The organism is Rodentibacter sp. JRC1, from assembly GCF_020521555.1.
Lineage (GTDB): Bacteria > Pseudomonadota > Gammaproteobacteria > Enterobacterales > Pasteurellaceae > Rodentibacter > Rodentibacter abscessus.
The window spans coordinates 1324390-1338793 of the sequence record NZ_BPWA01000001.1 but is presented as its reverse complement, the minus strand read 5'-3'; the positions used below and the strand labels follow the sequence as shown (position 1 = coordinate 1338793).

At 41.8% G+C, this 14404-nt stretch carries 18 protein-coding genes; all 18 read left to right on the top strand.

From position 1 onward, the window contains the following. Positions 1 to 63 precede the first annotated feature (63 nt). The 18 genes from HEMROJRC1_RS06205 (at position 64) to HEMROJRC1_RS06120 (ending at position 14279) form a co-directional block, all read left to right on the top strand. Complete coding sequence (locus HEMROJRC1_RS06205; protein ID WP_226692109.1) at positions 64 to 348, top strand: acyl carrier protein; 285 nt, start codon at positions 64 to 66, stop codon at positions 346 to 348. After that, positions 348 to 1307 carry a beta-ketoacyl synthase N-terminal-like domain-containing protein gene (locus HEMROJRC1_RS06200; protein ID WP_226692108.1) on the top strand — a complete coding sequence of 320 codons (960 nt, stop codon included), beginning with the start codon at positions 348 to 350 and terminating at the stop codon, positions 1305 to 1307. Before HEMROJRC1_RS06205 ends, HEMROJRC1_RS06200 begins: the two co-directional genes overlap by 1 nt. Next, positions 1298 to 1780, top strand: a complete 483-nt coding sequence (locus HEMROJRC1_RS06195) for a hypothetical protein (protein ID WP_226692107.1) — start codon at positions 1298 to 1300, stop codon at positions 1778 to 1780. Before HEMROJRC1_RS06200 ends, HEMROJRC1_RS06195 begins: the two co-directional genes overlap by 10 nt. 76 nt (positions 1781 to 1856) lie before the next feature. Next, complete coding sequence (locus tag HEMROJRC1_RS06190; protein WP_194813059.1) at positions 1857 to 2300, top strand: hypothetical protein; 444 nt, start codon at positions 1857 to 1859, stop codon at positions 2298 to 2300. Positions 2301 to 2309: 9 nt separating this feature from the next. Then, the gene (locus tag HEMROJRC1_RS06185; protein WP_226692106.1) at positions 2310 to 3062 is read left to right on the top strand and encodes a beta-ketoacyl synthase chain length factor; all 753 of its coding nucleotides are present in this window, start codon (positions 2310 to 2312) and stop codon (positions 3060 to 3062) included. After that, positions 3047 to 3811, top strand: a complete 765-nt coding sequence (locus tag HEMROJRC1_RS06180; protein ID WP_226692105.1) for a 1-acyl-sn-glycerol-3-phosphate acyltransferase — start codon at positions 3047 to 3049, stop codon at positions 3809 to 3811. Before HEMROJRC1_RS06185 ends, HEMROJRC1_RS06180 begins: the two co-directional genes overlap by 16 nt. A 9-nt stretch (positions 3812 to 3820) precedes the next feature. Then, a complete protein-coding gene (locus HEMROJRC1_RS06175; protein WP_194813062.1) occupies positions 3821 to 4078 on the top strand; it encodes a phosphopantetheine-binding protein in 258 nt (85 codons plus the stop codon). A 4-nt stretch (positions 4079 to 4082) separates the two neighbouring features. Beyond that, on the top strand, positions 4083 to 4337 hold the full coding sequence (locus HEMROJRC1_RS06170; protein WP_226692104.1) for an acyl carrier protein: 255 nt from the start codon (positions 4083 to 4085) through the stop codon (positions 4335 to 4337). A 15-nt stretch (positions 4338 to 4352) separates the two neighbouring features. Then, entirely contained in the window at positions 4353 to 6017 is a 1665-nt protein-coding gene (locus HEMROJRC1_RS06165; protein ID WP_226692103.1) for an AMP-binding protein, read from the top strand. A 7-nt stretch (positions 6018 to 6024) separates the two neighbouring features. Beyond that, positions 6025 to 6579 (top strand): hypothetical protein, encoded by a 555-nt coding sequence (locus tag HEMROJRC1_RS06160; RefSeq protein ID WP_226692102.1) that lies wholly within the window; start codon positions 6025 to 6027, stop codon positions 6577 to 6579. Positions 6580 to 6725: 146 nt separating this feature from the next. Then, the gene (locus tag HEMROJRC1_RS06155; protein WP_226692101.1) at positions 6726 to 8024 is read left to right on the top strand and encodes a class I adenylate-forming enzyme family protein; all 1299 of its coding nucleotides are present in this window, start codon (positions 6726 to 6728) and stop codon (positions 8022 to 8024) included. A 12-nt stretch (positions 8025 to 8036) separates the two neighbouring features. Continuing rightward, complete coding sequence (locus tag HEMROJRC1_RS06150; RefSeq protein ID WP_226692100.1) at positions 8037 to 8762, top strand: glycosyltransferase family 2 protein; 726 nt, start codon at positions 8037 to 8039, stop codon at positions 8760 to 8762. Next, positions 8759 to 9685: a glycosyl transferase family 2 gene (locus HEMROJRC1_RS06145; RefSeq protein ID WP_226692099.1), complete on the top strand. Its 927-nt coding sequence runs from the start codon at positions 8759 to 8761 to the stop codon at positions 9683 to 9685. The genes HEMROJRC1_RS06150 and HEMROJRC1_RS06145 overlap by 4 nt, the downstream gene beginning before the upstream one ends. Before the next feature lie 54 nt (positions 9686 to 9739). Continuing rightward, entirely contained in the window at positions 9740 to 10165 is a 426-nt protein-coding gene (locus HEMROJRC1_RS06140) for an excinuclease ABC subunit A (protein ID WP_226692098.1), read from the top strand. 50 nt (positions 10166 to 10215) lie between these two features. Continuing rightward, positions 10216 to 10665, top strand: coding sequence for a thioesterase family protein (locus HEMROJRC1_RS06135; protein WP_226692097.1), 450 nt, complete (start codon positions 10216 to 10218; stop codon positions 10663 to 10665). Then, complete coding sequence (locus HEMROJRC1_RS06130; protein WP_226692096.1) at positions 10665 to 11249, top strand: outer membrane lipoprotein carrier protein LolA; 585 nt, start codon at positions 10665 to 10667, stop codon at positions 11247 to 11249. Before HEMROJRC1_RS06135 ends, HEMROJRC1_RS06130 begins: the two co-directional genes overlap by 1 nt. 12 nt (positions 11250 to 11261) lie before the next feature. Beyond that, complete coding sequence (locus HEMROJRC1_RS06125; protein WP_226692095.1) at positions 11262 to 13532, top strand: MMPL family transporter; 2271 nt, start codon at positions 11262 to 11264, stop codon at positions 13530 to 13532. 339 nt (positions 13533 to 13871) lie between these two features. Continuing rightward, positions 13872 to 14279: a PACE efflux transporter gene (locus HEMROJRC1_RS06120; protein ID WP_226692094.1), complete on the top strand. Its 408-nt coding sequence runs from the start codon at positions 13872 to 13874 to the stop codon at positions 14277 to 14279. The last annotated feature ends 125 nt before the right edge of the window (positions 14280 to 14404 follow it).

The window sequence follows — 14404 nt, the reverse complement described above, 5'->3', positions numbered from 1 at the left end:
ACCAACGCACCATTTCAACATAGAGAAGGAAAACGGTGCGTTAGCAAACGCACCCTACATATAATGAACTATCAATTTACCTTAGAACCTCAATTACTTGAATTAGAACTTAAAAAACTCATTGTGCAGGAATCGGAAAAAGAGGATTTCGAGCCTGATGAAATTAGCGATACAGAACCATTATTCGGTGATCAGAGCCGGATTCAGTTGGATTCACTGGATGCGTTGCAAATTGCGGTGGCGTTGCAGGCGCATTTTAAGGTTCGTTTACAAGGCGACCGGATGGTGCGGAAGCATATGATGAATGTAGCGGATTTGGCGAAATTTATTCGAGCGGAACATCAATAATGGCGGTTTATCTCAATGCAAGCGGTCATCTTTCTGCAAAAACTTGCCGAAATCGCACCGAACTTCAATTAGGGCAATCGGTTGAATTGCCTTATTTTTCGGCGTTTGAACAGCCGTTGTTGAGTTTGACACAGCTCTATAGTTTGATTGAACAACAAATTGAGCAGTGTCTATTACAGGCCGGTTGGCATCTGTCTGAATTGGCGGAAATGCCGATTTTGCTTGGCTCGACCGCTTATACGATTGCCGATTGCGAGTATCACTTTGTACACCGGCAGCTTTTACCAAGCGAACCTAATATCGCAGTGATTGGCAATTATCTTCAGCAAAAATACGGTACTAAAGTATTTAATTTTGCCACTTCTTGCACTTCTTCCGCACAAGCGATGGGTTATGCGGTAAAAATGCTTGCGCAAGGAAAATGTGATAAGGCGCTGGTTTTAGGCTTTGAGATGTTTAACCGTCTCACTTTTGAGCATTTTCAGGCAATGGGATTGCTTGCTCAACATCCGGCGGAAAAAGGCATTATTTTAGGTGAAGGAATGGGGTGTGTGGCGTTGAGTAAGCAGCCGTCCGATTGTCGGATTTTAGGCGTGGCAAGCCTGACCGATCACGCTAGTTTGACAAATAATAGTGAAGCGGCATTGGAGCACTTGATTTGCAAAATTTTACAAAAATCCGACCGCTTACCAAGTGAGATTTCTGCCATTAAACCGCATTTTGTTGGCGGCGATTTCGATGAGGTCGAACAGACATTATTACAAAAACAGTTCCCAAATCGGCCGCACTTTTTGCCGAAAAAAGTGCTTGGGCATACGCTAGGGGCAAGCGGTGCATTGGAAACCGCATGGCTATTGGAACAATTGCAAAATAATGCTGAAAATCGACCGCTTGTCGTGTTGAATTATTTTCTCGGCTTCGGCGGCAGTAATGTCGGGTGGGTGTTGCAATGGAAGTAATCGCAGAATTTCAATTAAAAGAATGGCTGGATGATAAAGCCCTTCGCAGTCGATTAAAAACGCAAGGGGTCGAAGCTCGTCGCTTAAGCCGTTTTACTCAACTGGCATTGCTTGGCGCATTGAGTTTGAAGGACTATGTTAATGAAGAAAGTGCGGTCTATTTAGGCTCAAGTTTTAATTCACCGACCAAATTTCAAAAGATGTTTGATCATTTAATGCAACAACAGTTACCTAGTCCGTTGGATTTTATGGCAAATATCAATAATGCGGCGGTATTTCACATTGCTCAAACCTTGCATTTACAAGGTGTCAGCGTTTTTCTAGCAATGGAAAAAAAACAATTGACAAAACTGTTTGAACTTGCCGAATTAGATTTGGCACCTGATCAAACGGCGCTTATCGGTTGGGTATTTGAAGGCTATCGACAGAATCAGCAGGATGAAAGTATTTGGTGGGTTGTAAAGAGCGAATAAGCCCCTTCGGTTATATTGGTTGATAGTTAAATTTCGTGTAAACTAATACGCATTTTAATTAGATGGAGAGTTCATTATGAGAAAGTTAATTTTTACCTTACTTACAAGTGCAATTTTAGCCGGGTGTGCATCGGGTTTAACGGGGAGTAGTCCAGCGGAAAAACGGGCTGATTTAACTTCTGTTTGTGTTCGTGAACAACGCACTTCTCTTAATTTTACCCCGAAAGAAATTGCTGGATTGATAGAAAAAAGCCTGGCAAAAAAAGGTATAAAAACGGTTACTTATGAAGGGGTTAAAATTCCTGAAAATTGTAAGTATGTACTTGTGAGTGCGCTAAAAGGGAATAAAGAACTTATCGTTCGTGGTCATTTAGTGCTACGTGAGCGTTCAGATGAAACACTAAATACGATTGGCGAAATTTCTTATCGTTATCGTGGTGATGAAAAAGCGATCGCAAAACAAGTCGGTATTCAAGGTCAGTTTGATAAAATGATTGCAGAGTTATTCAAGAACTACTAATAATTTACTATGACAACACATTGTAAATTTACATTTAATGTTCAGGCTTGGAAGGTTGTAACAAATAAACAGCTTTCCATTGCTGATTGGCAGCAAGGAGAACAGTATTGGGAGGAAAATGCTAAAAATTGGCAGGATTTTTCCCCGAAACTAACTTTTCTGCCACCGATGAAACGTCGTCGTTTAAGTGATTCGGCTCGGCTTTTTTTGGAAGCGGCGTGGGAGTTGCTTCCGCCTGAACAGGCAAATATTCCAGTGGTGTATGCTTCTAGTAATAGCGAAATTAATCGTAGTTTCGGGCTGTGGCATACACTATTGCAGGAAGGGGATGTTTCGCCGACGTCATTTAGTTTATCGGTACATAATGCGCTGGTTGGGCAGTGGTCTGAGTTTCGCCAGGTAACGACAGAAACCGTCTCCATTACGGCACAACGTGACAATTTAGAAGCGGCATTGCTGGAAGCCTACTTGCTCTTGAATGAGAGTCATCAAAAAGTGTTGGTTGTGGTGGCGGAAAGTCCGTTATTGGAAAGCTATAATGCTAAGCCGGTTTTTCGTCAGCCTTTTGCTTATGCATTAGCGTTAGTAGTGACGAAGGGTGAACAATATCAGTTGAGCTTAGTGGCAAAAAATGCAGAGAATTCGACCGCACTTTTGGCAAAAGATAATGCGTTGGCATGGGTTCGGCAGCATTATCTGCAAAGCGAAAAATGGCAAACCGGCAGCGCAAATGATAAGGTGTGGCAATGGCAGAAAAATTAAACCGATTACGCCGTTTTTTCGGTACGATGTTTGGCTTTGTCTTATTTGCCTTTGCCGGCGTTATTTTTCGCATTGTTTTGCTGCCTTACACATGTAATCCACAACAAAACGATCTTGAAACCCAATTAAAAGCACGACGTTGGGTTGGAATAATTTGGGGATACTTTGTTCGTTACGCCCAATGGTCCGGTGTATTGGAAGTCAATTATCACGGCTTTGAAAAATTAGGTAGAACAGGGCAATTAATTATTGCCAACCACCCGTCATTATTAGATGTAGTGTTAATTATTGCAAAAGAAAGCCGATTAAATTGTATTGTTAAACAAGATTTACTCAATAACCCGATTTTGGTCGCGCCAATCCTTGCCAGCGGTTTTTTGCCAAATACCGAAAGCGAAGAAGTGTTGGAAAAAAGCCATCACATTTTGCAAAATGAAGCCTTATTGCTTTTCCCCGAAGGCACAAGAACAGGCTGGGACGGCGTGGTAAATTTACATCGTGGGGCGGTTTCTATCGGATTGCGTAGTGCCAACGTGATTACGCCGGTGGTGATAAAAATGTCACCGCCGAATTTTAAAAAAGGGCAGCCTTGGTATAAAATACCCGTGAAAAAAATTACTTACGATTTAACGGTTTGCGATGATATTGATCCGCAAACTTTGTTAAGGGAGGCCTCATTACCTATTGCATCACGCCGTTTGAAAAAGCAATTAGAACAGTTATTTAATTCACATACCCAATCAATATAAGGACAAAAAATGGAACTCGAACAACAATTAAAACAGTTAATTATTGATAGTCTTGGGCTGGAAGATATGAGTGTGGAGGACATTGATACCGAAGCCGCTTTATTTGGTGATGAGGGCTTAGGTTTAGATTCAGTGGATGCCCTTGAATTGGGGTTGGCCGTACAAAAAACCTTTGGTTTGCAATTAGACAGTGAAAAACAAAATTTGCGTGACCACTTTGAAAGTGTTGCAACCCTTGCCGCATTTATTCGTGCCACTAAGGAATAATCCTATGACTGAACAAGAAATCCAAACCCTGTTAGTGAACGCACTGGAAACCCTGTTTGAAGTCGATCCCAAAAGTATTACGCCGGAGACCAACTTGTATGAAGATTTAGAGATCGACAGCATTGATGCGATTGATTTAATCGATCATATCAAACGTGAAACCGGGCATAAATTACAAGCGGAAGATTTCCGTAATGTGCGCACCGTTGCCGATGTGGTGCAAGCTGTGGCAAAAATCAGTCAAACGCAGACAGAGTAAATTACTGATCGCCCAATGAATTATTTACCTACCGATTTAATTGCTCAATCACCCGATTGGGCTTTTGCCGATTTTGAGCAACGAGTCTGGCAGATTGTCAACGAATTACAACGTCGAGAAATCCAAGCTGTTGCGCTATGGTTTGAAGATGGCGCAAAACTGGCTTGCACGCTACTTGCCTGCTGGCACGCCAATGTTCGCACCTTGTTATTACCCAATTTCACCTCAGAAAGTATCCTATGGACCGCAGGACAAGCGGAGTTATGGCTTACTGATACACCAATTAACATTGTCTCAAGCGGTATTAAAAGTGCGGTCTGTTTTTTCGATGAATTTGCCTTGAATGGGCAATATACTCTGCCAAACCGCCCTCTCGATCAATTCTCGTCGGATAGTGCGTTTTTGCTTAAAACGTCCGGTAGCACAGGCACGCCAAAAACGATTGTAAAAACCGCCGCGCAGCTGTGGCGGAACGCTCAAATTTGTGCCGATACCTTTGGTTTTAAATCCGGCAATCAAGTCCGTTCGGTTTGCACCGTCAGTATTCAACATCTTTATGGCTTAATTTGCCAAATTATGATGCCGCTCGTGCTGGGCTGGCAGATTGAGCGCAAACAGCAGTTCTATCCGGAAGATGTGGCATTGGCGTGCAAGCGTGCGAAAAAATCCGTGCTGATTAGTAGCCCGACAATGCTGGCGAGTATTGATTGGCAACGTTTGGCTTTTCCGAATTTACAAGGCATTGTTTCCGCCGGCGGTTTGCTTTCCGGTCAAATTGCGCAAGCAATCAACACGACACTGGGTTTCCCCGTTACGGATTTTTACGGTTCAACCGAGGCAGGTGCTATTGCTTACCGACGGGGTTCAACCCTATGGCAAGCTATGCCAACCGCAACGATTGGTGTTGATGAACGCTCTGCCTTATGGATTGAGGCGGATTGGGTGAGCGGGCGTGAACAATCGGAAGATATCATCAAATTGTCGGAAAACTGCTTTGAAATGTTAGGGCGTGCGGACCGAATTATTAAATTAGGCGACAAACGCCTTTCCCTTGCCGGTATTGAACAAGGTTTAATGACCAATCCATTGGTGTGCGATTGCTATATCGGACAACACCCCGAAAAGCAACGGCTTGCCTGCTGGTTGGCCTTGTCTGAACAAGGTATCGAACTGTTTCGTGAGCAAGGGCGAAAAGCGGTGATCGAAGCATTAAAAACGCATTTGGCGAAAAATCAGGAGAAAACGGCAATTCCACGCTTTTGGCGATTTAGCGATACACTACCACGTAATAGCCAATCTAAAATTAGCCGTTTGGCGTTTGAAGCAACTTGCCGGCAAGAACAACGGGATCCAATTTGGCATAACCAAGAAAAATCTGAAAACCTACAGGTATTTCAGGGTAAAGTCCCTCTTGATTTGGTTTATTTCAAAGGACATTTCGCCAATTTTCCATTGGTGCCTGGTGTAGTGGAATTGCAATGGATTAGCGACAAAATTAATGAATTTTTTCAGCATTCCCAAACGATTACACGAATTGATAACCTCAAATTCCAGAAATTTCTGCGCCCGAATGATGAAATGGAATTAACATTGGATTGGGAAGCGCCTAAACAACGAATGAAATTCCAATTAAAAACCGATGGCGAGCCTTGCTCCAGCGGTTTGGTGATATTGGCTTAAGGTAACGATGATGGCAATAGCGTGGTTTTCCCCTTTAATCAATCTGCTATTAGGTATTACCGCCGTTGCCTATCCTTTAATTTGGCTATGGCAATCAAATAGTCACCTTCTATCCATTTTGCCTTGCCTGCTCGCCTTACTCTGGGGTATAAAGGCAATAAGTGCGGTCGGTTTTCAACGTGTTTTTGCGCTGCTTATGACAGCTTTTCTACTGATTGTCGCCTTTACCCGAACCTTGCAAACAATGTATTGGTATCCTGTTATCATTAGCCTTGTAATGCTTGTTATTTTTACTGCCAGCCTATTTAGTGCCCAATCCTTTATTGAACGGCTGGCTCGGTTACAAACGCCTGATCTTCCCCCTGCGGCAATTCGTTATACACGCAATGTGACCCTAGTCTGGTGCGGCTTTTTTGTTTTTAACATTGCCGTGACTGCCGGGTTAATTTTGCTGGAACAATATCATTATTGGGCGATTTATAGCGGTGTGATTGCTTATGTGCTGATGGGCGTATTATTTGTGGGAGAATGGCTTGTGAGGCGATATGTTCAAGATAAATAATATAAGGTGTCGGCACGGGGTGCTTAACCAAATAACAATAATCGAAAATAAAATAGACGAAACAGTAGAGTGTCGCACAAAAAACGAACATCAACAGATTCGACAAAAGTGCGACGAAATGTGCTGTTAAATTAGGTATAAATACAATGAAAACGATCACTTCATCTTCTCTTCCTATCGCACTGAATCCGGAATGGTCTCGGGCGGATTTTTATTACCGCGCCCATCAAATTTCTGCGCAGTTACAGCAAGATAATATTCAAGCGGTGGCATTATGGTTTGATGATGCCACTTATTTTGCCTGCGTTTTACTTGCCTGCCTAAATGCTAAAGTGCGGGTACTGTTGCCGCCAAATCTCGTTGGCGATAATCAACAATGGGTTGATGAAAATGCCGACCTACTCTTTAATGATGCCGGTTTTGCCGATTATGGCATTTCGCAAAAAATTATCTCAAACAGACCGCTTGTTGGGCAAGGCAATCAGACCGAAGTCTGGTTAAAAACCTCCGGCAGCAGCGGCAATGCCAAAATCGTCGTAAAAACAGCCGAGCAACTTTGGCAGGAAGCGGAAATCGTCGCACAAATTTTACCCTTTGCCACCGAACAACAGGTGCATTTGGTGAGCAGTGTCAGTGTGCAGCATTTTTATGGGCTAACTTATCGTGTGATGTTACCGTTGTTGCGCGGTTGGGTGATTGACCGTCTACAACATACTTTCCCTGATAGTTTTTTACAACACAGCCGTCATTTCGGCAAAGCGCTTTGGATTACCAGCCCGACTTTTCTCACCGGTTTGGATATTAACCGCAAAGATATTCATTACGATAATCTTTGCGGTATCGTCACCTCGGGCGGTGCATTGGCGGAAGTCGAGGCAATGAGAATTGCACAAAAATTAAATGTGTCGCTAATTGAAGGCTACGGCAGCACGGAAACCGGCGTGATTGCTATTCGGCAAGGCACGGAATACTGGACAACCGTGCCGGACGTGACAGTCGGCGTTAATGAGGAGGGAGCACTATGGGTCGAATCTCATCGCGTGCCGCAGCGAGAGCAAACTGCCGATGCGGTAGAGTTTTATCCGCAAGGCTTTTTGTTGTTAGGGCGCATTGACCGCATTGCTAAGCTGGGCGATAAACGGATTTCACTGATTCGTATTGAACAGGATTTAATACAGCACCATTGGGTTGCCGATTGCTTTATTGCGCCGCATATTGATCATAAACATCGTCCATTAGCGTGGGTGGCGTTATCCGATGAAGGAATGGCAGAATATCAAAAACAGGGGCGTAAAGCGCTGATTCGGACGTTGCGCCAGCATTTATTAACCAAACAGGAACGCTTTGCTTTACCACGCTATTGGCGGTTTACCGATAAATTACCGCGCAATAGCCAGTCAAAGATTTTGCGACAGGATTTTGAACAAATATGCAAAGCACATTAATTCGGATTAAAAATGAACAACTTTAACCCCGTTGCCGTTATTCCGCACTATAATCATTCCGACACAATCGGTCGGGTGATCGAGCAGCTACAGGCTTTTGATTTAGCCGTGTTGGTGGTGGATGACGGCTCAAGTGAAGAGCATAAAAAAGCGTTGGCAACCTTCGAAAATGAATCGGTTTCTATTGTGTATAATCCACAAAACGGCGGCAAAGGTGCAGCGGTGAAAATCGGTTTGGCGGAAGCCTTTAAACGAGGTTTTACTCACGCGATTCAAGTGGATGCGGACGGCCAGCATAACTTGGCGGATATTGCGACATTTTTAGAAAAATCGCATAAAAATCCGACCGCACTTATTTGTGGTAAACCGATTTATGGAGAGGATGCCCCTAAAGCCCGTTTGTATGGGCGTAAAATTACCAACTTTTGGATAGCGGTAAATACCTTATCGACTCAAATTGAAGACGGTATGTGTGGTTTTCGTTTGTATCCGTTAGCCGCAGTTGTCCCTATTGTTACTCAAGAGAAGCTAGGTGATCGTATGGATTTCGATATTGAAATTTTGGTGCGTTGCCAATGGCGGAAAATCCCCATGATTTGGGTAGAAACACCGGTAAAATATGATGAAGGCGGAGTTTCGCATTTTCGAGGTTTGGCGGATAATTGGTTGATTAGCAAAATGCACGCACGGCTGTTTTTTACAATGTTAATGCGCTTATTAACAGGGAAATGGTCATGACGGAAAACCCAAAACATTGGGCGCAGCAACAAGAACGGGGAACGGCCTTTTTTCTGAAACTAACCCAATGGATTGTGCGATATTGCCCACTTTGGCTGATTCGCTTTTGTACTTTCTGGGTTGTGTTATATTTTTACCTCACTTCACGCAAAGCACGGCATTATATTGCAGAATATCAACAAAATCTGACCGCTTGTTTCCCCCAAGTGCGGTTAAAAAAAGCGGCGGTTTTTCGTCAGTTTCTCGCCTTTGGCGAGGCGATTACCGACCGTTTTGCCGTATGGCAACATCAAATTCATTATGCGGATTTAGTGATTGACGACAGCGAAAATCTCTATGCCGAAATTGATGCCGGCGGTCGAGGGCAAATATTAATCTGTTCCCACTTCGGCAATATTGAAATTTGTCGTGCCTTGCTGAATAACGGACATCACCCAAATTTTAAGTTAAATGCTTTGGTTCATAGTAAACACGCTGAAGCTTTTAATCACGCCTTAGTTGAAGCCGGCGCAGATGAATTACCGCTTATTCAGGTGGAAGAACTGGATGCACAAAAAATGCTGGCATTATCTGAAAAAATAGAACAAGGCGAATGGATTGCCATTGCCGCTGATCGCATTCCGCTACGAGGCGATAAAACCTATGCGATTAATTTTTTAGGCAAAGCGGCTGAATTTCCCGAAGGCGCTTGGCTGTTGGCGGCTCTCCTTAAAGCACCGATTAATACCATTTTCAGCTTAAAAGAAAACGGCAAATATCGTTTAAAACTGCGGCATTTCTCTAGCGGTATCACGGGACGTGGTAAAGTACGTGAACAACATATTCACCACGTAATGCAACAGTATGCCGATTTACTTGCAAAAGAATGTGCAAAAAATCCACATTTATGGTTTAATTTTTATGATTTTTGGCAACAAAAATAAAGTGAATTTAATTCACTATGGTGTGTACAATATGGTTTTAGATAGGAGAACAATATGAAATTAGTTAAAACAGCAGGTGTAGTCACCGCAGCGCTTATTATGGCAGCTTGTGCCCCGCGAGATACGACACATTACTATTCTATTCAAGAAGCGTTAAATTCATCACAAGCAAAAGAAATTCTCGATCCGAGTGTGAAACTCTACTTTGGTAAAGCGGCACCCGGTAAAGTTATTCGCAAGGGCATAACAACCAATCCGAAAACCAATGCACTGAATAAAAGTGATTTAGAAGCTTGCCAATGGGTGTTTTTATCTGCCGTGAAAAAATTCCAAGAGCGTGCTAAGAAAGAAGGGGCAACCAAAGTCTCCAACTTAGTGAGTTACTATAAGAAAAAAGAATATAGAAGTACCTCTCAGTACGAATGTCATGCAGGGCGAAGTATTGCAGGCGTAGCGCTAAAAGGCGACATTGTAAAATAAATTTCGTAAAATGTGCGGCAAATTGACCGCACTTTTTGATCACTATGAGAATGAAAAAACATATTTATTGCAAACATCAATCTGAGTATGAGGTTCAGTTCTTTGATGTGGATTCAATGAACATTATGTGGCATGGGCATTATGTAAAATACCTAGAAATGGCGCGCTGTGCCTTTTTGGACGAAATTGGTTATACCTATGATGTCATGCGTGAACAGGGTTTTGCGTATCCGATCGTGGCGCTTGATTTGAAATATGTCAAACCGGCACTTTTTCGCCAAAAAATTTGCGTGGAACTGGCATTGGTCGAATATGAAAGCTGTATCCGATTTGATTATGTTATTGTTGATGTGATAACCGGTGAAAAGCTAACTAAAGGCTCGACGACCCAAATGGCAATTGAAATTGTAAGCCGAGAAACACAATTTGAAACGCCATTATCGTGGAGAAATGCGGTGCAAAATTTTAAGGGTTTTCGACCGCTTGTAGGGGAACGCTAATGAAAAAATATCTGTTTTTATTTTTACTTTTTTTTAGTCCGCTTTCATGGGGATTTTCTCAAGCCGAGCTGATTCAACAATTACAAAAACCGCAATCCGTACAAGGTGATTTTAGTCAGCAACGTTTTTTAAAATCGTTAGTAAAGCCGATTGTTGCCACCGGAAAATTTACTTTAGTGGCAAAAAAAGGGCTACTATGGCAAATGGAAAAACCGTTTGCGAGCCAAATGAAAGTGACTGCTCAGGGGATTTTTCAGTGGAATGGTTCAAACTGGGTGACTAATTCCAGTATGGGGCAAGCGGAACAAATCCAATTGTTTTTAGGATTACTTAGTGGCGATATATCCGCATTATCAAGCCAATTTGAGTTTAGCCTGACGGGGTCTGCTTCAAATTGGCAATTATTGTTAAAACCAAACAGTTTATTAATGAAACAAATTTTTGATCAAATTACCATTGAGGGCGATATTGTGGTTAATTCGATCGAGCTGAAAGAAAAACAAGGCGATCGCACCCTTATTCAATTTGAAAATATACGATTAAATCAGCCGTTATCGGCTTTGGCACAATCGGCATTAAATTAGATCCTTTGTAAAATGTCTCGTTATCTCACCGCTTGTCGAGCGCTTTATGCTCTGATGATTATTGGAGCCGTGCTATTTTTAGGCCTCCAAATACAGAAAAATCATCTGCTTGAAACCGATCTCAAAGCCTTGTTACCCCAAGAACAACATTGGTCAGCGGTGCAATCTAAAGCCGATCAGATTCAAGAACAGCAGCTTAACCGCCAATTCATCGCTTTAATCGGGCATTCTAATCGTGCTAAAGCCTTTACTCTCACAGAACAGCTGAGTAAACAGTGGCAACAAAGCCATCTATTCACTCGAATCGACAGCAAATTTCAGCCGAACATCAGTCAACTTCAACAAGAGATTGATTCGTTAAGTGTTGCGGGTCTGCCGGAAAATCAGCGTAATCAGTTACTCACGAATGCAAAAGGATATTTTCAGCAATATGCCGAACAAATAGTGAACCCTTTTGCGCAAACCGGTTTGATAACAATCGAACGGGATTGGCTTGGCTTTGGGCGTTTTATCAATCAAAATCGGCTTTCACCGAATATTCAATGGAATGCGGAAAATGGAATGGTCTTTATCCCCGCAGATAAATACACTTGGGTTTTGCTAAGAGCGGAGCTGAATCAAAAGGATTTTTTTACGCCAAGTCAGTCGTTATTGAAATTCACGGAACAAAATAGGCAATTTATTGAAGTGCAACAAGGTGAGCTCTTACTGGCATCCACCTCTCTTTTTTCCGCATATGCCAAGCAACAAGCAGAGCAAGAAAGCATTCTGATGAGTACGCTTGGAATTGGTTTAACACTATTGTTATTGGTTAGCGTATTTCGGACACTACGCGTACTTTGGTTGTTTTTGCCTATTGTGGTAGGAATGTTATTTGGTGTAGTGGCAACCCTGTTGTTTTTCGGGCAAATACATATTTTAACGCTGGTAGTCGGCACAAGTCTTGTCGGCGTACTCATTGATTTTCCGCTACATTGGCTTTCCTCATCACTCTTTAATTTAAATTGGCAGCCGCAACAAGCAATGAACCGTTTACGTTTCACGTTCTTTATTAGCCTTTTCGTTACATTGCTGGGGTACGGCCTGCTTGGTTTTACTCCATTACCGGTGTTAAAACAGACCGCACTTTTCTCCGCTTTTGCTTTAATTGGCGCAATTTGTGCGACTTTGCTTTATTTACCGCCGTTATTTAAGAATTACCGTCACAACAAGCGATCAAACCCTTTTGAAATTTTTCAAGTTACATTGAACAAAAAAACGAAAATCTGTTTGTTTGTCGCATTGTTAATTTTTGTTGGTATCGGATTGAGTAAAAGTAAATGGCAAGATGATATTCGCCAATGGATAGCAATGCCACCACAGCTGGTAGCGCAATTACAACAAATTGCAAAACTGACAGGAATAGATTTCGGCAGTCAATATTTTTTGGTCGTAGCGGAAGATGATAACGCATTGCTAGAACAATCCCGCCGGTTGAGCCGGCAATTAGAAAGCCGACAAATCGCACATCAATCATTAAGCCAATGGTTATTATCCGAGGATGAGCAAAAAAATTTTATTGCAGAAGTTAGCCAAAAAATTAACTCGGAGGATTATGCTATTTTGGAAGAAATCGGCATACCGCTTGGTGCAGTGGAAAACTCACTAAAAGATTTGGCAAATAAACCGCTTATAAACTTACAACAAGCCTTAAAAACTCAGTTCGGTCAAGCTTGGCAATCTCTGTATTTAGGCGATTTAGGGAAGCATCACATTGGCGGTATAGTAAAAATAACAAATCCTCAAAATATCACCGCACTTACCGAATTGGCGGACAATCAACATATTTTTTTACAGGATAAACGCGCCTCTTTAAATCTCTCGTTTCAGGAAACTCGCAATCAAGCCGCTTGGTTGAAATTACTCTCTTTTTTATTCGCAGGTTTATTACTGTGGAAATATTTCGGATTGAAGAAAAGCGCAAAAATGTTACTGATTCCGTTTTCTGCAATCATCATGACGGTGGCAATTTTCGGCTGGTTTAACTTACCAATAAGTCTGTTTGTAATGTTTGGTTTACTACTGGTTTCTGCTATCGGTATAGATTACACCGCTTATATGCAAACGGCAAAAGAACCGATAAAAGATAAAAAAGTTTCTATTCTATTGGCCTGTTGTACCACGCTTATTTCGTTTATTTTGCTCGGACTTAGCACAACACCTGCCGTATCGGCCTTTGGGTTAAGTGTAGGGATAGGTATCGTACTCACCTTGTTTATGACATTTTATTATGTTCAAGAGTAAAGCGATTTCATCGTATTTCGGCTTTATTGCATTGTACTTATTTTAACATACAAGGGACACTATGCTTAGCGTCCCTATGTTTATTCAAAATCACATCTTGTACTGCGGCTGCATAATATCGAAAAATAAACCAAAAACTGACCGCACTTTTATCAATTAAGAAGATATATCCGTCTTGAGTGTTCACCCAAATTGTTTGGAGTATGTTGGGATTAATTTCGATAACCCTTAAGTTAGTTAAATAAAATATCAAACATTATAGCTTTCAAAATACCCAATATTGCACATTTTTTGATTTGATTTACAATAGCGCCCTTTCTTTTTTATCTGGAGAGCATTATGAGTTTATTGGAACGAGTTTTTCATTCTATTTTATTTGAACTAGGGGCAATAGCTATTAGCACGTTAGCCGTATTACTTTTTAGTGATGTAAAAGTTGGTGCAGCGGTAGGTACGGGAGCCGTAATGGCTATTATGGCAATGTTGTGGAATTTCGTCTTTAATTATTTTTTCGATAAAATTTTTACCGGCAAGCGAGAAGAACGTAGCTTTGGTTTGCGTGTTGCTCATACCTTGGCTTTTGAAGGCGGTCTTTTAATTTTCACTATCCCCGCCATCGCTTATTTGCTGGATTTAACTTTATGGCAAGCTTTTATGGCAGATATTGCATTAACATTATTAATTACGTTCTATGCTTTGGTATTTAACTGGGTATATGACCACTTACGCTTACGTTGGGTAAAATGAAAATTAATTATTAAGTCTAAATGTATTTTGGGTAGGGTGCGTAAGCTTACTTAACGCACCATTTTATTATTAAACCATTGTTAATGGTGCGTTACGGCTTCGCCTAACGTCACCCTATCTATGAT